General features: G+C 53.1%; 21 protein-coding genes. 14 read left to right on the top strand and 7 right to left on the bottom strand.

The window, feature by feature from the left end; translation table 11 throughout:
* Positions 1-34: 34 nt before the first annotated feature.
* From mnmE to rpmH, 5 genes are all read right to left on the bottom strand, one after another.
* Positions 35-1,390: a tRNA uridine-5-carboxymethylaminomethyl(34) synthesis GTPase MnmE gene (gene mnmE / locus BLP45_RS10200; RefSeq protein WP_090372260.1), complete on the bottom strand. Its 1,356-nt coding sequence runs from the start codon at positions 1,388-1,390 to the stop codon at positions 35-37.
* 97 nt (positions 1,391-1,487) lie between these two features.
* Complete coding sequence (gene yidC / locus BLP45_RS10195) at positions 1,488-3,194, bottom strand: membrane protein insertase YidC (protein WP_090372300.1); 1,707 nt, start codon at positions 3,192-3,194, stop codon at positions 1,488-1,490.
* 70 nt (positions 3,195-3,264) lie between these two features.
* Positions 3,265-3,474 (bottom strand): membrane protein insertion efficiency factor YidD, encoded by a 210-nt coding sequence (gene yidD, locus BLP45_RS10190; RefSeq protein ID WP_090372258.1) that lies wholly within the window; start codon positions 3,472-3,474, stop codon positions 3,265-3,267.
* Positions 3,462-3,782, bottom strand: a complete 321-nt coding sequence (gene rnpA, locus BLP45_RS10185) for a ribonuclease P protein component (protein WP_256327776.1) — start codon at positions 3,780-3,782, stop codon at positions 3,462-3,464. The genes yidD and rnpA overlap by 13 nt, the downstream gene beginning before the upstream one ends.
* A gap of 63 nt (positions 3,783-3,845) precedes the next feature.
* Complete coding sequence (gene rpmH / locus BLP45_RS10180) at positions 3,846-3,980, bottom strand: 50S ribosomal protein L34 (RefSeq protein ID WP_090372254.1); 135 nt, start codon at positions 3,978-3,980, stop codon at positions 3,846-3,848.
* 182 nt (positions 3,981-4,162) lie between these two features.
* Here rpmH and dnaA point away from each other — a divergent pair, with 182 nt between their 5' ends.
* The 6 genes from dnaA to ribD all read left to right on the top strand — a co-directional run bounded on the left by dnaA (position 4,163) and on the right by ribD (position 12,428).
* Positions 4,163-5,539, top strand: coding sequence for a chromosomal replication initiator protein DnaA (dnaA, locus tag BLP45_RS10175; RefSeq protein WP_090372252.1), 1,377 nt, complete (start codon positions 4,163-4,165; stop codon positions 5,537-5,539).
* A 190-nt stretch (positions 5,540-5,729) separates the two neighbouring features.
* Complete coding sequence (gene dnaN, locus BLP45_RS10170) at positions 5,730-6,839, top strand: DNA polymerase III subunit beta (protein ID WP_090372250.1); 1,110 nt, start codon at positions 5,730-5,732, stop codon at positions 6,837-6,839.
* Positions 6,840-6,955: 116 nt separating this feature from the next.
* Entirely contained in the window at positions 6,956-9,382 is a 2,427-nt protein-coding gene (gene gyrB, locus BLP45_RS10165; RefSeq protein WP_090372248.1) for a DNA topoisomerase (ATP-hydrolyzing) subunit B, read from the top strand.
* A gap of 84 nt (positions 9,383-9,466) precedes the next feature.
* A complete protein-coding gene (glyA, locus tag BLP45_RS10160) occupies positions 9,467-10,717 on the top strand; it encodes a serine hydroxymethyltransferase (RefSeq protein ID WP_090372246.1) in 1,251 nt (416 codons plus the stop codon).
* 83 nt (positions 10,718-10,800) lie between these two features.
* The gene (nrdR, locus tag BLP45_RS10155) at positions 10,801-11,295 is read left to right on the top strand and encodes a transcriptional regulator NrdR (RefSeq protein WP_090372245.1); all 495 of its coding nucleotides are present in this window, start codon (positions 10,801-10,803) and stop codon (positions 11,293-11,295) included.
* A gap of 47 nt (positions 11,296-11,342) precedes the next feature.
* On the top strand, positions 11,343-12,428 hold the full coding sequence (gene ribD, locus BLP45_RS10150) for a bifunctional diaminohydroxyphosphoribosylaminopyrimidine deaminase/5-amino-6-(5-phosphoribosylamino)uracil reductase RibD (RefSeq protein WP_090372298.1): 1,086 nt from the start codon (positions 11,343-11,345) through the stop codon (positions 12,426-12,428).
* Positions 12,429-12,451: 23 nt separating this feature from the next.
* Here the strand turns inward: ribD and BLP45_RS10145 are convergent, their stop codons facing one another.
* Entirely contained in the window at positions 12,452-13,012 is a 561-nt protein-coding gene (locus tag BLP45_RS10145; protein ID WP_090372243.1) for a response regulator transcription factor, read from the bottom strand.
* Positions 13,009-14,274 (bottom strand): ATP-binding protein, encoded by a 1,266-nt coding sequence (locus BLP45_RS10140; protein WP_090372242.1) that lies wholly within the window; start codon positions 14,272-14,274, stop codon positions 13,009-13,011. Before BLP45_RS10140 ends, BLP45_RS10145 begins: the two co-directional genes overlap by 4 nt.
* 290 nt (positions 14,275-14,564) lie before the next feature.
* Here BLP45_RS10140 and BLP45_RS10135 point away from each other — a divergent pair, with 290 nt between their 5' ends.
* The 8 genes from BLP45_RS10135 to BLP45_RS10100 all read left to right on the top strand — a co-directional run bounded on the left by BLP45_RS10135 (position 14,565) and on the right by BLP45_RS10100 (position 20,904).
* Positions 14,565-15,176: a riboflavin synthase gene (locus BLP45_RS10135; protein ID WP_090372240.1), complete on the top strand. Its 612-nt coding sequence runs from the start codon at positions 14,565-14,567 to the stop codon at positions 15,174-15,176.
* Positions 15,173-16,291 carry a bifunctional 3,4-dihydroxy-2-butanone-4-phosphate synthase/GTP cyclohydrolase II gene (gene ribBA / locus BLP45_RS10130; RefSeq protein WP_090372238.1) on the top strand — a complete coding sequence of 373 codons (1,119 nt, stop codon included), beginning with the start codon at positions 15,173-15,175 and terminating at the stop codon, positions 16,289-16,291. The genes BLP45_RS10135 and ribBA overlap by 4 nt, the downstream gene beginning before the upstream one ends.
* Before the next feature lie 39 nt (positions 16,292-16,330).
* Positions 16,331-16,813: a 6,7-dimethyl-8-ribityllumazine synthase gene (gene ribH / locus BLP45_RS10125; protein WP_090372237.1), complete on the top strand. Its 483-nt coding sequence runs from the start codon at positions 16,331-16,333 to the stop codon at positions 16,811-16,813.
* The gene (gene nusB / locus BLP45_RS10120; RefSeq protein ID WP_090372235.1) at positions 16,810-17,325 is read left to right on the top strand and encodes a transcription antitermination factor NusB; all 516 of its coding nucleotides are present in this window, start codon (positions 16,810-16,812) and stop codon (positions 17,323-17,325) included. Before ribH ends, nusB begins: the two co-directional genes overlap by 4 nt.
* Before the next feature lie 117 nt (positions 17,326-17,442).
* Positions 17,443-18,414 (top strand): thiamine-phosphate kinase, encoded by a 972-nt coding sequence (gene thiL, locus BLP45_RS10115; protein WP_090372233.1) that lies wholly within the window; start codon positions 17,443-17,445, stop codon positions 18,412-18,414.
* Positions 18,395-18,910 carry a phosphatidylglycerophosphatase A family protein gene (locus BLP45_RS10110; RefSeq protein ID WP_090372232.1) on the top strand — a complete coding sequence of 172 codons (516 nt, stop codon included), beginning with the start codon at positions 18,395-18,397 and terminating at the stop codon, positions 18,908-18,910. The genes thiL and BLP45_RS10110 overlap by 20 nt, the downstream gene beginning before the upstream one ends.
* 31 nt (positions 18,911-18,941) lie before the next feature.
* Positions 18,942-19,451 carry a CinA family protein gene (locus BLP45_RS10105; RefSeq protein WP_090372230.1) on the top strand — a complete coding sequence of 170 codons (510 nt, stop codon included), beginning with the start codon at positions 18,942-18,944 and terminating at the stop codon, positions 19,449-19,451.
* Between the two features lie 250 nt (positions 19,452-19,701).
* Positions 19,702-20,904, top strand: coding sequence for a tetratricopeptide repeat-containing S1 family peptidase (locus BLP45_RS10100; protein WP_143002432.1), 1,203 nt, complete (start codon positions 19,702-19,704; stop codon positions 20,902-20,904).
* The last annotated feature ends 117 nt before the right edge of the window (positions 20,905-21,021 follow it).

Below are 21,021 nucleotides of genomic sequence, written 5' to 3'. Positions count from 1 at the left end.
CTGCAGCTGTCCTTAAACGCCCTCAGAATTAACATTATTTCCCAATACAAAAGCGGGAAAATATTTCGCCAAGCAAGTCATCAGCGCTGAATTCGCCGGTAATCGAAGAGAGGGCCCATTGCGCAAGCCGCAGCTCTTCGGCTAGCAGCTCCAGTTGAATCCCGCGCTCGGCCAGGCCGATCGCATCCTTGAGATATTCTCTTGCTTCCGTCAGTGCCTGCAGATGTCGGTGACGCGCCATGAAGATGCCTTCCCCCATGGAATGTGGCTGCCAGCCGGCCATTTCAAGCAGCTTTCGGCGGAGCAATGTGACCCCTGCGCCGGTCTTGGCGGAAAGGTAGATTTCCGGCTGACCTTCGCAATCTTTGATGTGCGGGAGCCTGTTCAACAGGTCTATTTTGTTATGAACACGGATTACCGGCAACCCGGCGGGAAGGCTATCGAGTACCGATTGATCCCCCGGGGTAACGCCCAAGCTGTCGTCTATCAGCAACAACGCCAGATCCGCTTTTTCGATAGCCGAGCGCGTGCGGGCAATACCTATTTTTTCCACCGCATCGTCTGTTTCCCGTAATCCGGCTGTGTCCACCAGATATAGAGGCACGCCCTCTATTTCGATTGTTTGTCGAATGGCATCGCGCGTGGTGCCGGGAACCTCCGTGACGATAGCCGCCTCTTCCCCAGCCAGCTGATTCATCAAACTCGATTTGCCGACGTTGGGTTGCCCCACCAGCACCACGCGCACCCCCTCTCGCAGCAGGCTGCCTTGCCGGGCTGACGCGAGAATATGCTCCAGTTGCATCTGGATGGCTCCTAGCCTGGCATAAATATCCCTCTGCCCGGAAAAATCTATTTCTTCCTCCGGGAAATCCAGCGTCGCTTCTATGCGCATCCGCAGGTTAGTGAGCGCTTGCACCGCCGTGCGTATCGCGGTGGAAAATTCTCCTTGCAAAGAGCGCAAGGCACAGCGGGCTGCCTCGCCGGTACTCGCGTCGATGATATCAGCCACGCCTTCCGCCTGAGCAAGGTCCAGTTTGTTATTTAAGAACGCGCGCAGCGTAAATTCTCCCGGCTGCGCTAATCGGGCACCGGCGGCGAGGCAGCACGACAGCACCAGATTGGTTACCGCAGGGCCGCTGTGGCCTTGCAGTTCCAGCACATCTTCGCCGGTATATGAATGGGGAGAGGGGAAATAAATCGCAATGCCCTGATCTATGGCACGCCCGCTTTCATCGAGAAATCTGCTCAAGCTGGCATAACGCGGCTCCGGAATACAGCCGATAATCTTGAGCGCTACGGGTTGCAGATTTTTGCCGGAGATCCGCACTATGCCGATGCCGCCCCGTCCTGGCGGCGTTGCGATGGCGGCAATGATGTCATTATTTCCCATTCGGGCGAATGTACGCCGGAAGCGGCCAGTTAAACGTTAACTATTTCCGTACCGGGTAGCGGCTGGCAGTTGGAAGAGATGCGGATCTTCAATGGCTTTATTTCTTCTTGATTGCCGGGGTAGCGGACTTGGCCGCCGCCCCTTCGATCATGCGCGTGATTTGCCATTGCTGGGCGATAGAAAGCACGTTATTCACCAGCGAATACAGCACGAGCCCAGCGGGAAAGAAGAAAAAGAAGACGCTGAAGGCAAAAGGCATTATCTGCATGACCTTGGCTTGGATGGGATCTGTGGCTTGCGGGCTGAGCTTCGACTGTATAAACATGGAAATGCCCATCAGGACCGGCAGCACATAGTAGGGATCGGGCGACGACATATCCTCTATCCATAGCGCAAATGGCGCGTAACGAAGCTCCACGCTTGCAAGCAGCACCCAGTAAAGCGAGATAAATACGGGGATCTGGACCAGGATGGGCAGGCAACCCCCCATCGGGTTAATTTTTTCCTTCTTGTAGAAGTCCATCATCGCCTGGTGCATTCGCTGACGGTCGTTCCCGTGCTGTTCGCGCAACTTTTGGAGCTTGGGCGTAACAACGCGCAGTTTCGCCATCGAACGATAACCTGCTGCAGACAAGGGAAAAAATGCGAGCTTGACCGACATTGTCAGGAGAATAATCGCCACTCCCCAGTTTCCGGTCCAGGAATGAAACAGTGACAGCAGCCAGAATAGCGGCGCTCCAATCACCGTTAGCCAGCCGTAGTCCACCGCAAGATCAAGTCCCGGCGCAAGCGCTGCAAGCTTGCTCTGTTCCTCCGGACCCGCGTAGAGAGGTACGGTAACATTGGTGGTACTCCCCGGCTCGATCTGCCCTACCGGCACGATTACGCCGGCGGAATATTCGTTTTCACCCAGGCGCTTCGCATAATATTCACGCGATGAGTTGGCTTTGGGCAGCCAGGCAGTAAGAAAATACTGCTGTAGCATTGCAATCCAGCCATTATCGGCGTTTTTAGGATAGGTTGCGTTGCCCTTGTCAAGCGCCGAAAATTCGATCTTCTTGAATTTTTCTTCCTCGGTGTAAAGCGCCGCCCCAGTATAGGTGGGGACCATGAAGAACGAACCAACCGGGGGCCTGCTATCGCGCAACATCTGGAAATAAGCGAAGGGCTGGATCGCCGTATCCCGATTGTTAACAACCTCAAAGCCAACATCGACGATATAACTGCCGCGATGAAAAGTATAAACCTTGGTCACGCGAACGCCGTCCGCCTCGGGCGCTTGGAGCCGCACCTCGACTTTATCCTGTCCCGCCGCCAGACTATAAGTGCCAGCATCCGCGGTATAGCGCGTCTTGTGGCTGGGCAACCCTTCTCCTATCAGCCCCGACTGCGCTACGTAAACATGCTCCGGTTGGTTTTGCAGCAATGCGAAAGACTTGGTTTTATCTTCTCTATCCGGGTGAAGCAGTAACTCAAGACGACGTAGATCACCGCCTGCCGTATCGATTTCCGCTATTACCATATCTGTCTTGACTACAATCTTTTCTCCTGATTCCAGTTTCCCCGCGGCTTTCATGGGAGCACCATCCTGTGCGGAGGATTCGCCTTTTGCCGGCAACTCCGAAATCAGTTTTTCCCCGGGGATCGGTGTCTCATCCTGAGCACGCGCAGGCTGATCTTTTGCCGACCCGGGGGTCGCAACCACTGCCGGGGATGGCGGATATTGTTCCTTCTGCCATGCCTCCCACAGGAATAACATTGACGTAGAAAAAATGATGAAAAGTACGAGTTTTTTTGTATCCATCTTGCTTCGCGATTTTATTTTTTTAGCGATACGCATAGTGCGTATCGGAAATTATTCAAGGTTGATAAACCTAAGGGACAGGGTCATGTCCGCCACGACCCCATGGATTGCAACGCAATATCCTCCATACGCTTAAAGAGATTCCCCGCAGTAACCCATGCCTGGTCAGCGCCTCGCATGCATAATGGGAGCAAGATGGGCTGAATCGGCACGAGGGTCCAAAAAACGGGCTCAGGCAATACTGGTAAAGCTTGATGAAGCCAATAATTATCCGCGACATCGCTGCAATTGAAGCATAAGTGTCTCCGCTTCCTCTGTCATCCTCACTGCGCTGCCCGGGGAAACTTGGCAACGCAAACGTATCACCAAATCCAGGCCAGCCAAATCCTGTTGTCGCGCGCGAAATACCTCCCGCAGCAATCGCTTGGCTCTATTGCGATTCACCGCCAGCCGTTCGACTTTACCAGCGACTATTAAGCCCAATCGTGAATGGACGAGGTTATTGGGTTTAGCAAAAATCTGAATAAATTCGCCGCTGGCAGAACATCTGAACCGGATAACCGAGGAGAATTCTTCTGCCCGGTGCAACCGGTGGCTTCTCGGAAAGCGGATAGTACAATTCCTCGAATTGGATTTTTAGGATTGTTAAACCTATACACCCAGACGGGCTCGCCCCTTGGCACGGCGAGCACGGATAACAGACGCCCCACCAGTGGTTTTCATGCGAACTCGAAAGCCGTGTGTCCGCTTTCTCCGTGTCACGGACGGTTGGTAAGTGCGTTTCATCTCTTCCCCCTGAGGCCAATAAATAAAACCTCGCATTACAACCCTTGACAGAGCTCGGTGTCAACCTATATTTTTTTCCCGACCTGTGGATAAGTCGACCGGAAGGGTCTAGAATATATTGTTCATCGCCGTCCTCGAATTTCCGTTTCCTCTCCCCGATAAGCCCTTACGAAACTCCGGCAATGCACAATTTCTGGCTTTCCTGTCTTGAGCATTTTGAGAAAGAATTGAGCGCCCAGCAATTCAATACCTGGATTAAACCCCTCTACCTGGACTTATCACACAATTCCCGCGAGCCCATACTTATCGCCCCAAACCGGTTTGTCATGCAATGGGTCAAAGACCACTTTTTATCCCGCATTGAACAAATGGCGGAAAACCATTTTTCGCAAACCATACGTTTCCAATTAAATCTTGCTGACCCGGCTTCCGCAAAGGCGACGACTCCAACCGCGGGCAATGCTGTTGTCACACCGGCATCCCCTGCGGCCTTTGTTGCGCCGATACATTCAACACAAAAAGCGTTCAAGGAAAAAAATCCGAGCCGGCTCAACTCCTCCTTTACCTTTAATAACTTCGTCACGGGAAAAGCGAATCAACTGGCGCGGGCTGGTGCAATCCAGGTTGCGGAACGCCCGGGTATCGCTTACAACCCGTTTTTTATTTATGGCGGCGTGGGCTTGGGAAAAACCCACCTGATTCAAGCCATCGGTAATTTTGTGCTGGAACAAAACAGTACCGCCAAAGTTAGATACATCCACTCAGAGCAATATGTTTCGGACGTAGTAAGGGCTTACCAACATAAAGCCTTCGACGACTTCAAGCGATACTATCATTCTCTGGATCTCCTGCTTATCGATGATATCCAGTTTTTTGGTGGCAAGAACCGGACTCAAGAAGAATTCTTTTACGCCTTTAACGCGTTAATTGAAGCACATAAACAAGTCATTATTACTTGCGATTCCTATCCGAAGGAAATCTCCGGTATGGAAGAACGGCTGGTTTCCCGTTTTGGTTGGGGTTTGACAGTGGCGGTAGAACCACCGGAACTGGAAATGCGCGTTGCCATCCTCTTAAAAAAAGCACTGATGGAAAAAATCGTTCTGGACGAAAACGTGGCTTTTTTCATCGCCAAACATATCCGCTCCAATGTACGTGAACTCGAAGGTGCGCTGAAACGGGTGCTCGCTTATTCCCGCTTTACCGGCCATCAGTTATCATTGGACCTGGCAAGAGAGGCGCTGAAAGATTTGCTGGCGGTGCAAAACCGCCAGATTTCCATTGAAAATATCCAAAAAACCGTGGCGGACTACTATAAAATCAAGGTCGCGGAAATGTACTCCAAGAAACGCTCACGCATCGTTGCAAGGCCCCGGCAAATGGCCATGGCCATATCCAAAGAATTAACACCCCTGAGTTTGCCCGATATCGGCGAAGCCTTTGGTGGCAGGGATCACACGACCGTACTGCATGGCTATCGTAAAATTGCTGAATTACGGGCATCTGATCCAGAGATAAACCGCGACTTCAATACCTTGTTGCACATTCTTCGCGGTTGAATAACGTCAGTATGATTTGGGGATAACTTTCTCGTTGTGACATATCCTAATTATGTCCACAAACCATCCACAGGCAATACCACTTCGATACAGATAAGAAATAATAATTAAGCAATTAATTTCACTTATATTTTTCTATTTATACCGGACTTCACCCACCTTTATTAACGATTATCTGGATGTTAAATAAATGAAACTGATACAAGCCGATAGGGATATGTTGCTTAAACCGTTGCAAACGGTTACCGGAATTGTCGAGCGCCGCCATACGTTACCTATACTTTCGAACGTACTCATAGAACGAAAGAACGCGGAAATTTCATTTGTTGCAACTGATCTGGAAATTCAGATAACCACTTCAGTACAGGATAGCAATGCTGGCGGTGAAGGACATGCAGTGACGGTGGCGGCAAAAAAACTTCAAGATATATTGCGTGCGCTACCTGATAACGTTCAGGTAATGCTGGAAACCGATGAAAACCGACTTCAGGGTAAAGCCGGAAAAAGCCGGTTTAATTTACAAACGCTTCCCGTCGAGGATTTCCCCAAGTTTCCTGAAAATACCGAATCTCAGGCAAAAATAACGGTGAAACAGAAGGAACTGAAACACCTGCTGTTTCTAGTGCAATACGCCATGGCACAGCAAGATATTCGCTACTACCTGAATGGCCTGCTGTTACTGATGGAAGAAAATTCCCTGAAGGTGGTGGCTACCGATGGACATCGCCTGGCTTTTGCCCTGCTTGTGCTGGACGCTTCCCAAGAGAAAAGGGAAGTCATTCTGCCCCGGAAAGTCGTATTGGAACTGGCCAGGCAATTAAATGACAGCGAGGAACCGGTAACAGTGGAGCTGCTTCAGAACCAGGTGCGGTTTACATTTTCAAATGTAGTGCTGATATCCAAGGTTGTGGAGGGCAAATTTCCTGATTACAACCGCGTTATTCCGACCGGCTATCAAAAACAGTTTGAGGTAAACCGTCTGCTGCTTTTGCAAACGCTGCAACGTGCTTCAATTCTTTCAAACGAAAAATTTCGTGGTGTCCGCCTAATTTTGACAACTGCTAATCTTCGTATCGTTTGTAGCAACAGCGAGCAGGAAGAAGCACAGGAAGAACTGGAAGTCCGGTACGACGGCGAAGCGCTGGATATCGGCTTTAATGTGACCTACCTGCTGGACGTGCTGAACAACTTGAGCAGCGAAACGGTTCAGTGCTCTTTCGGCGATGCCAACAGCAGCGCACTGATCACTATTCCCGGTAACGAGGATTTTAAGTATGTGGTGATGCCGATGAGGATATAAGTTATAAGTGAATAAAGAGATAGCTCCTGACACCGATTTAGTCTGAGAAAGGGCGGCAGCTGTGAGAAAGGTTTCCTCGATAAATCAAGTTTCACGTGAAACAAAAGTTACCGGATATGAATGAAAAAGATCGTTTCAAACAGAAAAAAAATGACGACTCAAATGCTTACGGATCAGATAGCATTAAAATCCTGAAAGGACTTGATGCGGTGCGCAAACGCCCGGGCATGTACATCGGTGACACCAGCGATGGCACCGGTTTGCATCACATGGTGTTCGAAGTAGTGGACAACGCCATTGACGAGGCGCTGGCCGGTCATTGCGACGAAATTACGGTAATTATCCACCCGGACAATTCGATAACCGTACAGGACAATGGACGCGGCATTCCCACCGGTATCAAGCAGGACGATGAAATGAAGCGTTCCGCCGCGGAAATTGTCATGACTGAATTGCACGCCGGCGGCAAGTTCGATGACAACTCCTACAAGGTATCCGGTGGTCTTCATGGCGTTGGCGTATCAGTGGTCAATGCCCTTTCGGAATGGTTGCGTCTTACCATTCGTCGCAATGGCCAAACCCATCAGATTGAGTTTCGCATGGGCGTCCCCCTCGCTCCCCTGGCGGTGACAGGCAAGACCGAGCGTCGCGGCACCGAAGTGCATTTCCTGGCCAGCAAGGAAATTTTCGGCGATATAGAATATCACTATGACATATTTGCGAAGCGTTTGCGCGAACTCTCATTTCTCAACAATGGCGTTAAAATCCATCTCGTGGATCAGCGCAATGCCAAAGAGGAAACGTTCGCCTTCGTCGGTGGGGTGAAGAGTTTTGTCGAATACATTAACCGCACCAAGTCAGTTCTACACCCGAACATTTTTTACGCCAGCGGAGAAAAGGACGGCATTGTGGTGGAAGTTTCGATGCAGTGGAACGACAGCTATTCCGAGCAGGTTTTATGCTTTACCAATAATATACCGCAAAAGGATGGCGGAACCCACCTCACTGGTCTTCGCGCCGCCATGACCCGCACCCTTAACAATTATATCGAAAAAAACGAGCTGGCAAAAAAAGCCAAAATCGAAACTTCCGGTGACGATATGCGGGAGGGTCTGTCCTGTATTTTATCGGTGAAGTTATTCGAACCCAAGTTTTCCTCCCAGACCAAGGAAAAACTTGTATCCTCGGAGGTGCGCCCGGCTGTGGAGGAAATCGTCACGCTAAAACTGACGGAGTTCTTGCTGGAACGGCCACTCGATGCGAAAACCATCTGCGGCAAAATTATCGATGCGGCGAGAGCACGCGAAGCTGCGCGAAGAGCACGCGAATTGACCCGCCGCAAGGGCGTGCTTGATGGTATGGGATTGCCCGGAAAACTTGCCGACTGCCAGGAAAAAGATCCTTCGCTTTGTGAGCTTTACCTGGTTGAGGGAGATTCCGCAGGCGGATCGGCCAAGCAGGGCCGCGATCGCAAGTTCCAGGCGATCATGCCTTTGAAGGGGAAAATTCTGAATGTTGAAAGAGCTCGCTTCGACAAATTAATTACATCGCAGGAAATCATTTCCCTCATTACCGCCCTCGGAACCGGTATCGGCAAAGACGAATACAACCCGGACAAGTTGCGCTATCACCGCATCATCATTATGACGGATGCGGACGTCGACGGTTCGCATATCCGGACTTTGCTGCTGACATTCTTTTACCGCCAGATGCCGGAACTGATCGAACGCGGCCACATCTACATTGCCCAGCCACCGCTCTATAAGCTCAAGCACGGTAAGCAGGAACGCTACATCAAGGACGACCATGAACTTAAGCAATACCTGTTGGGATTGGCGCTGACCGACGCCGAATTGCATACTTACGAAGATAAGCCGCCGCTGATGGGAGAAACACTGGAAAATATTGCCAACGAATACCTGCTGGCCGAAGCCGTGATCGAGCGCATGAGCCGCCTCATCGATAGCGATGTGATGCATGCGCTGCTCCGTCATCCGGAAATTGACTTGAGCAGCGACACCAGCGCAGCCGAAAGCGCCGCAAGGCTTTCCATGCAGGTTGCCGGCATAAATATTACCCCCGAGTATGATGCCGCTACCGAGGAGTACCGGTTGAAAATATACCGCATGCATCACGGAAACGCTCGCGCCAGTTATCTGGATCAGGATTTTCTGCAGAGCGGCGATTACGCCCAGATCAAGCAGACTGCCGAAGTGCTCGATGGCTTGATGGGGCCGGCCGCATATATTAGGCGCGGCGAACAGAAACAATCCGTGAGCGACTTCAAGCAAGCCCTCGACTGGTTGCTGCAGGAGGTCAAAAAAGGCATCGGCACACAGCGCTACAAAGGCCTGGGAGAGATGAATCCCGCACAGTTATGGGAAACCACGATGGATCCGAAAAGCCGTCGCCTGCTGCGAGCCCAGATTGAAGATAGCATCGTCGCCGACGAAATTTTTACCACCCTGATGGGCGACGTGGTCGAGCCCCGGCGCGCGTTTATCGAGGGCAATGCGTTGGGAGTGAGAAATCTTGATGTGTAGCCGAACCCTTGTCCACCCGTCGAGACACTTTTGTTGAGACCCGGTGCTAATTCATCTTCTAAAATTCCCGGAGGCCGAACCGCCATGTTGTCTTCGAAACTGACGCTGGAAACCGTTGATCCCGAGGTATGGAAAGCAATCAAAGGCGAAGAACAACGCCAGGAAGAATATATCGAGTTGATCGCCTCGGAGAACTATGCAAGTCCGGCGGTCATGCACGCACAGGGATCGGTGCTTACCAACAAGTACGCGGAGGGTTATCCCGGGAAGCGCTATTACGGCGGTTGCGAATACGTCGATATCGTGGAGCAGTTGGCGATAGACCGGGTAAAAGCCTTGTTTGGCGCCGAGTATGTTAATGTCCAGCCGCATTCCGGCTCACAGGCCAACGCCGCGGTGTATCTATGCGCTTTGAAACCTGGCGATACCCTCCTTGGCATGTCGCTTGCACATGGCGGCCATCTGACCCACGGTGCATCGGTCAATCTCAGCGGCAAAATTTTCAACTCGATCGCATACGGACTGAAGCCAAAAACCGAGGAGCTTGATTACGACGAGGTCGAGCGCCTGGCACGCGAACACAAACCTAAAATGATCGTCGCCGGAGCGTCCGCCTACGCGCTTGTCATAGACTGGAAACGTTTTCGCAAGATCGCGGATGAAGTAGGCGCCTATTTGTTCGTGGACATGGCGCATTATGCGGGATTGGTGGCTGCGGGGTTTTATCCCAATCCTGTCGGTATTGCGGATTTTGTCACAAGTACCACTCACAAGACATTGCGTGGGCCGCGCGGCGGCATCATTATGGCGAAGCCGGAGCACGAGAAGGCGCTTAATTCAGCGATTTTCCCGCAAACTCAGGGTGGGCCCCTGATGCACGTGATCGCCGCTAAGGCGGTGGCTTTCAAGGAGGCCGCGACCAAGGAGTTCAGGGATTACCAGGAACAGGTGATCGATAATGCGCGCGTGATAGCAAAAGTACTGCAAGAACGCGGCTTGCGTATTGTCTCTGGCCGCACTGATTGTCATATGTTTCTGGTCGATCTTCGTGCCAAGCATATTACCGGCAAGGAAGCTGCGGAATCCCTGGAGCTGGCCCACATTACCGTCAACAAGAATGCGATACCCAATGATCCCCAGAAACCCTTCATCACCAGCGGTATTCGTATCGGTTCCCCCGCCATCACAACGCGTGGTTTCAGGGAGATCGAAGCGGAACAGCTGGGAAATCTGATTGCGGATGTGCTGGATGCTCCTGGCGATACCGCGGTCCTTTCGCATGTAGCGCATGAAGCAAAAGCGCTGTGCGCGAAATTCCCGGTTTATAAGGGTTGATTGCCTCCGCGACGGCGGGGAAATAACCATCGTCCGCCTGATCGGTTAGCGGATTGCATCTCTATTCTCGCGAATACTGAATCATGAAATGTCCCTTCTGTAATGCCGCTGACACAAGCGTGGTCGATTCCCGCGTCAGCGATGAAGGCGACAGGATACGCCGCCGCCGCAGTTGCCTCACCTGTGGCAAACGCTTTACCACTTATGAAACAGTGGAGTTACGGATGCCTCAGGTGGTGAAACAGGATGGGAATCGCTCCGAATTCAGTCGCGATAAATTACTTACCGGTTTCATGCGTGCGCTGCACAAGCGCCCGGTTCCTACCGAGTATGTGGATGCGGCGATCGACCGCATTGTGCAAAAACTTCTCAGCCTGGGCGAACGCGAGATACCCTCACGCAATATCGGAGAAATGGTGATGCAGGAGCTCTATAAACTGGACAAGGTGGCGTATATCCGGTTCGCCTCAGTTTACAGAAGTTTTCAGGATGCCGACGACTTCCATACTGCGATCAAGGAGATACAGAAGCCCCAACGAAAAAAAGAAGCAAAAAAACCAATCAGCGGTAAGCGGTAAAACGCAATTCGTACAGATATTCCTGAACTGGGAGTATGAAACTCGACATGTTCTCCTCAACCGATCACGCCCGCATGTCTCAAGCTTTGCAGCTTGCCGAAAAAGGATTGTATAGCACAGCTCCCAATCCTCGCGTCGGTTGCGTCATCGTGCGCGACGGTCAAGTGGTGGGTAGTGGCTGGCACCAACGAGCCGGCCATCCGCACGCCGAGATAAATGCCCTGAATATTGCCGGAGCAGCTGCGCGTGGCGCGACCGCTTATGTCACGCTGGAACCATGCAGCCATCATGGGCGCACTCCGCCTTGCGCTGCAGCACTAATCAAAGCGGGCATTGCCAGACTGGTGACTGCCATGGAGGACCCAAATCCCCTTGTGGCGGGTGATGGCCATGCGCTACTGAAACAGGCGGGAATAGAAGTGCAAACCGGTTTGATGGAAGCGGAAGCAAAGGCGTTGAACATCGGCTTTGTCGCGCGCATGACACGCGGGCGTCCTTGGGTGCGAATGAAAATCGCGGCCAGCCTTGATGGCAAGACAGCGCTCAACAATGGCACCAGTCAATGGATTACCAGCGAGGCGGCCCGGCGCGACGGCCACCGGTTCCGTGCCCGCTCATGCGCGGTTCTAACGGGTATCGGCACCGTGCTGGCGGACGACCCCCAGCTCACTGTGCGCCATATGGAAACAGCCAGGCAGCCACTGCGTGTGGTGGTTGATACCCGGCTGGATATACCGGTGGACGCGAGATTGCTACGCGGTGAAGGGGAGTTGATTTTTACCGCTAGCGCCAGCGAAGGGAAAATTATCGCGTTACGCGACATCGGTGCACATTCCGTTGTAATGCCGGATGAAAAAGGCAATGTTGATCTCGTCGGAATGATGCAGAAGCTTGCCGATTTTGAGATCAACGAAGTGCTGGTCGAAGCGGGTTGTAAATTGAACGGTTCTCTCGTTAACGGGGGTCTGGTGGATGAACTGGTGATTTATCTCGCGCCCCATTTGATCGGTGATGCGGCGCAGGGCATGCTGAAACTGCCGGAATTGACGGATCTTGCCGAGAAACGCGCACTAACCATCCAGGATTTGCGCATGGTGGGGCCGGATATTCGCCTGATTGCCCGTTTTTCATAATCGTATCGAGAAAATCCATCTATTCATATCTTAGCCGGATATTTGGTGAGTTTGCGTTGCAAGGTGCGTCGGTGCATGTTGAGCGCTCTCGCTGTTACCGAAACGTTCCCCTTGTTTTCGGTTAAAACGCGCTGGATGTACTCCCATTCCAGACGCCCCACAGATAGCGGATGCGCGCTGATTTGCACATCTGCATCGCCTTCGGTGCGCTCGAACGCGATCATGATTTCGTCGACATCGACAGGTTTCGCCAGATAGTGCGTCGCGCCGAGTTTGATCGCTTCCACTGCCGTGGCAATACTGGCGTAACCGGTCAGCATGACGATTCGGGTGCCGGGATCAAGCGTCTTCAATTTCTCAACCAGGGTTAAGCCGGACGTGCCCGGCAGCCTGAGGTCGATAACCGCATATTCCGGGGTGCAAGCCTCTGCGCATTCCAGGGCCTGTTCGACGGTGTGCGCACATGCGACGTTAAATCCGCGTTTTGTCATGGCGTTTGCAAGTACGCCACAAAAAGTCGAATCGTCGTCAACGACTAGCAAAGTCGGACGGTCGTCAATTTCCATTGCCGGTAAGTTTGTCATATCGATTGCCGTATTAAAGGTAATGTAACTTGAGTACAGGCGCCGCCTTCCCGATTGGTCAAGCGCACAGTGCCGCCAAATCGCTCGATATTTGCATTCGCCAGGAATAAGCCGATCCCAAACCCTTTCCCCGGCGCTTTGCTGGTAAAGAAGGCCTGGCCTGCGCGCTGCGCGGCTTCGCCAGTAAGTCCCGCGCCGTAATCAAGGATTTCGAGATGCAATTCCTGCTGATCCCAGTTCGCTTCTATTTCGACATGTTTTAACGATGCATCGGCTGCGTTATTCAGCAGATTTAAAATAGACTGGCTCAGCAGTTGCGTATTCAGGATTTGCGGAGCTGGTTGTACGCCCTTGCTACGATAAGTAAATTTAACGGAAGGCCGCATCAACTGCCATTTGTCCAGTACCTGCCGCAAGAAATAATCGACGGCCTGGCCGCTGCCGTCTTCGGCCCGCGCTTGCCCGGCATCCGCCAGCAATTGCGTCAACATACGTTTGCAATGGGTGATCTGGTCTCGCAGTATTCTAATATTATTCTGAAATTCATTATTTTCCGTATAATCTTTTTGCAGTTCCCCTGTAACCACGGCCATCGTCGCCAGCGGCGTACCGAGTTCGTGGGCGGCTCCCGCAGCTAATGTTCCCAGGGCAATAATCTGCTCGTTGCGTAAAGCCTGTTCCCGTGCCAGCGCGAGATCCTTGTCGCGCTCCCGGATGGATATGCCCATCTTGACAACGAACCAGGCGATTAATACAGTACTTAACACGAAGGCCAGCCACATTCCCGATACATGCAGGTTAAATTCGGTGTTATGTTCTTCGTGGTCATGGGGCAGCGGTACATAATAAAACAGCAGCAGCGTATAACAGCTGATGGTAATTGCCGCCATGACCCAGGTATAAGCCCACGGTAATGCCGCGGCGGCAATCGTCAGCGGCAACAGGTATAGCGATATGAACGGGTTGGTCGACCCGCCGCTGAAATACAGCAACGTGCTTAATGCAAAAACATCGACGAGTAGCTGGGCAAAAAATTCGATGCTTGATACCGGCCAGCTACGGTAGAGGCGTAGCCATGTCACCAGGTTCAATATGGCGAGCAGAGCCGTGACCGCAACCATCTGCGTCCAAGGCAATTGCATCTCGAGCACCCAGTGCGCCAGGGCGAACGTCAGGGACTGAGCCGCAATTACGATATTTCTAAGCAGAAACAGGCGTTGCAAATTCTTGCTTAGCGGTGACTGGCTGAGATCACTGAACATTTTTCATTGCTCGTCCTTGCTTGACTTCCTTTGTGTGTATTTTGACTAAATCCGATAGTTGTGGCGAACTCACACGGGGGTGAGGTCGCATGGCGCAAAACGTCTCGGTGCGTTGTGGCGCCGCGCGAAAATACCTGAAAAAGGAGGAGTCAATTGCCGGATTTAGGTTTAACCCAGACATTAGCGTATATTCTTATTTGCCACCATGCGGTAAATTGCCGCACGTCCTCCTATCCAGAAACCAATAGGCATACATTGCCATTATTGTATTTGAAAGCGGAAAGTATTTGATGTTTACCGGAATTATCGAAGCAATCGGCGAGATAAAGCACACCGCTACTTTGGAGGATGGACTATGCTTGCGCATTTCGCCCGGGCTGCTCGATTTGGGCGATGTCAAGATCGGAGACAGTATTGCGGCAAAGGGCGTATGCCTCACCGTCACTGCCCTGATGAATGACACGTTTTCAGTAGACGTATCGCGGGAGACATTGAACTGTACCGAAGGTCTGGATAAAGCGGGAGGGCGGGTCAATCTCGAAAAAGCCATGCGCCTGTCCGACAGGCTTGACGGCCATCTGGTAAGCGGTCACGTCGATGGTATCGGCGAAGTGGCAGAGTTTAAACCAGCCGGAGAAAGCTATCTGCTGGTGATCAAAGCGCCGGGTTCATTATCAAAATATATCGCGAAAAAGGGGTCAATTACGGTGGATGGGGTAAGCCTGACGGTGAATGGAATAGCAGGCGACGAATTCGAGGTCAATCTCATACGTCATACACTGGCAGTGACGACACTGTGCGATCTGGAACCGGGCGCGAAAGTGAATCTGGAAGTCGACATGGTGGCGCGGTATGTAGAGCGGCTGATGGATAGTCGCATGAATTGTTCAACTTTGACATGATTATCAGCTCAACCCAGGAAATAATTGCCGAAATCAAAGCCGGCAAAATGGTCATCCTCGTCGATGAGGAAAATCGCGAAAACGAGGGCGATCTGGTGATGGCTGCGGATTTCGTCACGCCTGCTGCGATCAACTTCATGGCCACGCACGGTCGCGGTTTGATCTGCCTGACGTTGACCGAAGAGCGCTGCAGGCAACTCAATCTCCCGCTGATGGTATCCGTGAACCGTTCGCCGCTAGGCACCAATTTTACGCTTTCCATTGAGGCTGCAAGCGGAGTCACGACCGGTATTTCCGCCGCGGACCGCGCCCGCACCATCCAGGCGGCCGCAAGCCCGGACGCCAAGCCGGCAGATATCGTCCAGCCTGGACACATTTTTCCGCTGATGGCACAAAACGGCGGTGTGCTCGTGCGAGCGGGCCATACCGAGGCTGGCTGCGATTTGGCAAACCTGGCGGGCCTTACGCCCGCATCCGTGATTTGCGAAATTCTGACGGAAGACGGCAGCATGGCTCGTCTCCCCGATTTGATAGAGTTCGCCGAACGGCATCAACTCAAGATCGGCGCCATAGCCGATTTGATTCATTACCGCAGCCGCACGGAAAGCCTGGTCAGCCGCATGGCCGAACGCTCCATCCAGACCGCACATGGCCAGTTCCAGCTCGTCGCCTATCTCGACAAGACGATTAACGCGACGCACCTGGCGCTGGTGAAGGGCAGCATCGATCCTGATACTGAAACTCTGGTGCGGGTGCACGAGCCGCTTTCGGTAATCGACCTGCTTGATATCAGTGACGAAACTCATTCCTGGAACGTGAATGATACGCTTCGGGTCATCGCCGGCGCACCATGCGGAGTGATCGTGTTGCTCCACCTCAGGGAGAGCTCCACGGGGTTAATGGAGCGTGTTGCGTCGGCGAAATCCGGCCCGCACATTGCCAGCGCGGATCTGCGGGATTATGGTATCGGCGCGCAGATACTGAGAGATCTCAATGTGGGCAAGATGCGGTTGCTGGCTATCCCGCGTAAAATGCCCAGCATGGCGGGTTTCGGCCTGGAAGTGACGGGATATCTGGAGCCGGAAGATAGAAGCCGGAAGCAGCGGCTCTCCTGAAACTTTCTGTTACGGTTAAATTTTGTTACAGGAGCATACATGGCACGCTACGACAACATTCTTGAATTGGAACCCGATCTCAATGGCGGAGATTTGCGTATTGGCATTGTTATGAGCCGCTTTAACCCGAATGTGAGCGAGGGATTGCTTGGCGCCTGCACTGCGGAACTGCTGAAACGGGGCGTGCAGGAGTCGGGCATGTTGCTGGTGACTGTGCCGGGTGCCTTGGAAATCCCCCTGGCGCTGCAAAAAATGGCTTTAACCGACCAGTTCGATGCTCTGGTGGCATTAGGTGCGGTGATACGGGGGGATACCTATCATTTTGAAGTGGTATCCAACCAATCGACCAGCGGTGTGGCTGCCGTACAGCTCGATACCGGCATCCCCGTTGCCAACGGCATACTTACCACCGATACCGATGATCAGGCGCTGGCGCGCATGAGCCGGAAAGGTACCGAAGCCGCCCAAGTCGCGCTGGAGATGGCCAATTTGCTGAGAGAGCTCGACGACGTGACGCAATGACACAGGCTAAACCGGAAATCAAATCATCCACCGCTCCCCTGAAGCAATCCGCAGCCGGTCCGGCAAACATATCCGGCCGAAAAACTCGCCGCCGCCGATCACGCGAGCTAGCTTTGCAAGGACTTTACCAATGGCGTGTGGCGGGTGGAACCCCAGAGGCCATCGAAGCACAGTTGCACGAAACCAGGGAATTCTCCAAGACCGACGAAGACTATCTATCAGGTCTCCTGAGAGGTGTCGTGGCGAATTTTTCGGAATTGGAGAAGCAAATCCAGCCTTATCTCGACCGGCCCTTCAAGGAGCTCAGTCCAGTTGAGGTCGTCATTCTGCTGCTGGGTACCCACGAGCTTGTCAGCCACCCGGAAATACCTTATCGAGCAGTGATCAACGAGGCGGTGGAACTCGCCAAGACATACGGGGGCACCGATGGACATAAATACGTGAATGGAGTGCTGGATAAGTTGGCCGCAAAACTGCGAACGGCTGAGATCGATGCAAAAGCACGATCCTAAATCTTGCGGCTGACCGTTGATTTTTGGTTCAGCATTATGATTCACGCAAGCTTTTTACATCACCCGACTTTCACCTTCCCGTCCAACGGGATTTAGGCTGATTGCCCCAGCGCTAAAGTGATTTCCGAATTCGACATTATCCACCGGTATTTTTCCCGTCCGGCTCCGGGCGCGGTACTGGGCGTAGGGGATGACGCCGCACTGATCAAGCCGGCGGCGGGAGTGGAGCTGGCGATTTCCACCGATATGCTGGTATCGGGGCAGCATTTTCTTGCCGATGTTGATCCACACAAACTCGGCCACAAATCCCTCGCAGTGAATCTTTCCGACATGGCGGCCATGGGCGCCAAGCCGCGGTGGGCCACACTTTCGCTGGCACTGCCGGAATCAATGGTGCACACCGGCGACAAATGGCTGAAAGCATTCGCGGATGGCTTTTTCGAACTTGCCCACGCTCACAGCGTGGAGCTTATTGGTGGAGATACGACGCGCGGCCCGCTCAATATCTGCGTGACAATTATTGGCGAAGTGGCGAAAGGAAAAGCTTTGCGCCGTGATGGCGCCCGGCCGGGCGATGATATCTGGATATCCGGGCATCTGGGCGATGCCGCCCTGGCGCTTGCTCATGTGCAGCGACGCATCACGCTGGAGCCAGGCGAAATCGCGGCGTGCCTGCCCGTGCTGCTTACCCCGGCGGCACGGGTCGAACTGGGGCAACGATTAATCGGTCTTGCCGATAGCGCTATTGATATTTCCGATGGGCTGCTGGCTGATCTGGGACATATCCTGAAAAGTTCAAAAGTTGCCGGTGTCATCAGAATGAATGAAATAGCCTGCTCGGCTTCAATGAAAAAATATCTTCCCCAAACGCTGGCGATTGAATGCCTGCTGGCCGGTGGAGACGATTATGAGCTTTGTTTTACCGCACCCAGGGAAACGCGTGGCGGAATCGAAATACTCGCCCGCGAACAGCTCGTTCCACTGAGCCGCATCGGCAGGATTGGCGAGGGAGAAGGCCTGGTCGTGCTGGACGCCGCAGGCAAGACAGTAACCTTGGAAACAAAGGGATATGACCACTTTCGCACCTGAGCGCGCATCTCCCCATGTGCATCCCGACAGCGCGTTCATACGGCGTCACCCCGCCTATTTCATTGCATTCGGCGGCGGCGCAGGCTTGAGTCCGGTTGCACCCGGAACAGCAGGAACACTTGCCGCATTTCCATTATTCTGGTTGTTCAACTACTTCCTCGATTTTGTCGAGTTTCTGCTGCTGATTGACGTGCTGTTCATCGTCGGTATTTGGGCCTGCGGGGTCACCGGCAAGGCGCTAACCGATCATGATCATGGAGGCATGGTTTGGGATGAGATTACTGCTTTCCTGCTGGTCCTGCTGTTTACGCCCGATACCTTGGTGTGGCAGGCATTTGCATTTCTCCTGTTTCGCCTGTTCGATATCGTCAAGCCTCCGCCTATCCGCTATTACGAGAGCAAGTGGCATGGTGGCTTCGGCGTAATGCTGGATGACCTGCTGGCTGCGTTCTTCACGCTATTGTGTCTGGCGTTATGGAAAGCATTTGTAATATAGTGAGAGCATAAATTTCAAGGTGGATTAAATTATGGATGATCTGACACTAGAGGATCTTGCCAGGGAAGTTGGGTCGACGCTCGCTCAGCAGGGATTAATGCTTGTCAGTGCCGAATCTTGCACTGGCGGCTGGCTGGGGCAGGCCATTACCTCGACAGCCGGAAGCTCCGCCTGGTACGAACGCGGCTTTATCACCTACGCGGATATCTCAAAGCGCGAAATGCTGGGCGTGAGCAGCACAACGCTCGAACAATATGGGGCGGTGTCCGAGGAGGCAGCGTACGAAATGGCCGAAGGCGCCATTGCACGAAGCCACGCGCAAGTCGCGGTTGCCGTTACCGGTATTGCCGGGCCGGACGGCGGGACAGCGGACAAACCCGTAGGGATGGTATGTTTCGCCTGGATAATAAAGGAGGGTCTTGCGCGCGCCGAAACTCACTATCTTAGCGGCAACCGGGAGGCGATAAGACGGCAGTCGGTTGCGAAAGCGCTGCAAGGCGTCATAGACCTGTTACAAGGTATTCCGCCCATGGTTGCTTGAGGACATTGCGCGGTGGAAATCCCCGGACTTTTTATTGCGCTGGATCGTTAACATTCAACCGCCTTACCTACGTTCCGCCAATGCGCTACGATACGTTTCCCAATTAACGAATAATACGGTCGTGAGTCCGAATCCCCAAACCAGGAGTCATGGTATTTCACGATCTTGCCCCAGGATAATTGGGGGTCTGTTATTTGCCTTGCTTTCATCCTTTGTCGCCGCCAAAACCCCTGAGCAGATTTTGGCACAGGTGTCGGCTCCCATTGTAGAGGTGGAAATGGTCGACGCCAACGGCAAATCCATTGGTCAAGGCAGCGGGGTGGTGATTGGCGAGGGTCAGGTGATTACCTCCTGCCATGTAATCAACGAAGGGAAAAATGGACAAGTGCGTCAATTGGGCAGAACTTTCAAAGCCACGCTGGGGTACGCCGCACCGGACCGCGACCTTTGCCAATTGAATGTACCGCAGCTGTCGGCTCCGCCCGTGACCTTGGGCACAGCCAAAAACCTCATGCCCGGGCAGCGCGTCTATGCAATTGGCGTGCCAGGAGGGCAGGAGCCGGCCCTGACCGAAGGTGTAGTCTCCAGGCTGCGGCCGCACGAGGGTTCGCAATACATCCATATCTCCACCGCTATTTCTCCAGATGCCAACGGCGGTGGACTGTTCAATGATCAGGGGGAACTGATTGGCATCCTCGCCCGGCAGCGTGTCGAAGGCCGGGATCTCACCTTCGCGTTGCCGGTGGATTGGATAGGCGAGCTCACAAAACTGCCGCGGCCGGCCCCGATGGCAAGGGAAAAAGATGCGTTGAACTGGCTGAACCGCGCCTTGGCATTGGAGGAGAAAGCGGACTGGCCGAGGCTGTTGAAGCTCGCCCAGCAGGAAGTCAAGCGAGACCCTGATGACGCGGTTGCGTGGTTTAGCATAGGCATTGCTTCCACCCGCCTCAAACAATACAAGCAGGCGGTTCATGCCTTTCGGGAAGCAATACGCAATCAGGCTGAATATAGCGAAGCCTGGCATGAACTCGGCGTTGCTTACGCTAATCTCGAAGAATACGAGAATGCAATCCAGGCATATGGGGATACGCTGCGCTTACAGCCGGAGAATGCGGAAGCCTGGTATGGCCTAGGCAATGCCCACCATGAACTTAGACAACACGCCCACGCCATTCATGCATATCGGCAGGCGCTACGCATCCATCCGGGGAATGCGGAAGCCTGGTATCGCTTGGGCATTACTTACGAAGATCTGGATCTATACGGCGAGGCGGTTGAGGCCTATCTGGAAACGGTACGCATACAGCCGGAGAATGCCGACGCCTGGTATCACCTTGGGGTCGGCTATGCGATCCTGGGCGAACGCGACAAGATCAGGGGCGTTTATAAAACCTTGCGCAAGCTGAATCCAACGAAAGCGGAGCAGTATTTCAACACGTATATTTTGCCTTAGCTGTGCCAGGAATAATGGGATCTCGATTGTCTTCCCGGGATTGCTCATGTTCCTTGCCTTCCGAAAGCCACGCCGTAGGCGGAATGGAAAATCCGCTCTGGTGAAAACCATTGCGAG

The sequence above is a fragment of the Nitrosospira sp. Nl5 genome (assembly GCF_900102495.1).
In the GTDB taxonomy this organism is placed as follows: domain Bacteria; phylum Pseudomonadota; class Gammaproteobacteria; order Burkholderiales; family Nitrosomonadaceae; genus Nitrosospira.
This window is presented reverse-complemented; position numbering and strand designations above follow the sequence as displayed.

What these genes read in the sequence shown, in the direction of transcription:
- mnmE (WP_090372260.1), bottom strand. Translation starts at nt 1,390, where the DNA reads ATGGGAAATAATGACATCATTGCCGCCATCGCAACGCCGCCAGGACGG.
- yidC (WP_090372300.1), bottom strand. Translation starts at nt 3,194, where the DNA reads ATGGATACAAAAAAACTCGTACTTTTCATCATTTTTTCTACGTCAATG.
- yidD (WP_090372258.1), bottom strand. Translation starts at nt 3,474, where the DNA reads ATGTCGCGGATAATTATTGGCTTCATCAAGCTTTACCAGTATTGCCTG.
- rpmH (WP_090372254.1), bottom strand. Translation starts at nt 3,980, where the DNA reads ATGAAACGCACTTACCAACCGTCCGTGACACGGAGAAAGCGGACACAC.
- dnaA (WP_090372252.1), top strand. Translation starts at nt 4,163, where the DNA reads ATGCACAATTTCTGGCTTTCCTGTCTTGAGCATTTTGAGAAAGAATTG.
- dnaN (WP_090372250.1), top strand. Translation starts at nt 5,730, where the DNA reads ATGAAACTGATACAAGCCGATAGGGATATGTTGCTTAAACCGTTGCAA.
- gyrB (WP_090372248.1), top strand. Translation starts at nt 6,956, where the DNA reads ATGAATGAAAAAGATCGTTTCAAACAGAAAAAAAATGACGACTCAAAT.
- glyA (WP_090372246.1), top strand. Translation starts at nt 9,467, where the DNA reads ATGTTGTCTTCGAAACTGACGCTGGAAACCGTTGATCCCGAGGTATGG.
- nrdR (WP_090372245.1), top strand. Translation starts at nt 10,801, where the DNA reads ATGAAATGTCCCTTCTGTAATGCCGCTGACACAAGCGTGGTCGATTCC.
- ribD (WP_090372298.1), top strand. Translation starts at nt 11,343, where the DNA reads ATGTTCTCCTCAACCGATCACGCCCGCATGTCTCAAGCTTTGCAGCTT.
- BLP45_RS10145 (WP_090372243.1), bottom strand. Translation starts at nt 13,012, where the DNA reads ATGACAAACTTACCGGCAATGGAAATTGACGACCGTCCGACTTTGCTA.
- BLP45_RS10140 (WP_090372242.1), bottom strand. Translation starts at nt 14,274, where the DNA reads ATGTTCAGTGATCTCAGCCAGTCACCGCTAAGCAAGAATTTGCAACGC.
- BLP45_RS10135 (WP_090372240.1), top strand. Translation starts at nt 14,565, where the DNA reads ATGTTTACCGGAATTATCGAAGCAATCGGCGAGATAAAGCACACCGCT.
- ribBA (WP_090372238.1), top strand. Translation starts at nt 15,173, where the DNA reads ATGATTATCAGCTCAACCCAGGAAATAATTGCCGAAATCAAAGCCGGC.
- ribH (WP_090372237.1), top strand. Translation starts at nt 16,331, where the DNA reads ATGGCACGCTACGACAACATTCTTGAATTGGAACCCGATCTCAATGGC.
- nusB (WP_090372235.1), top strand. Translation starts at nt 16,810, where the DNA reads ATGACACAGGCTAAACCGGAAATCAAATCATCCACCGCTCCCCTGAAG.
- BLP45_RS10110 (WP_090372232.1), top strand. Translation starts at nt 18,395, where the DNA reads ATGACCACTTTCGCACCTGAGCGCGCATCTCCCCATGTGCATCCCGAC.
- BLP45_RS10105 (WP_090372230.1), top strand. Translation starts at nt 18,942, where the DNA reads ATGGATGATCTGACACTAGAGGATCTTGCCAGGGAAGTTGGGTCGACG.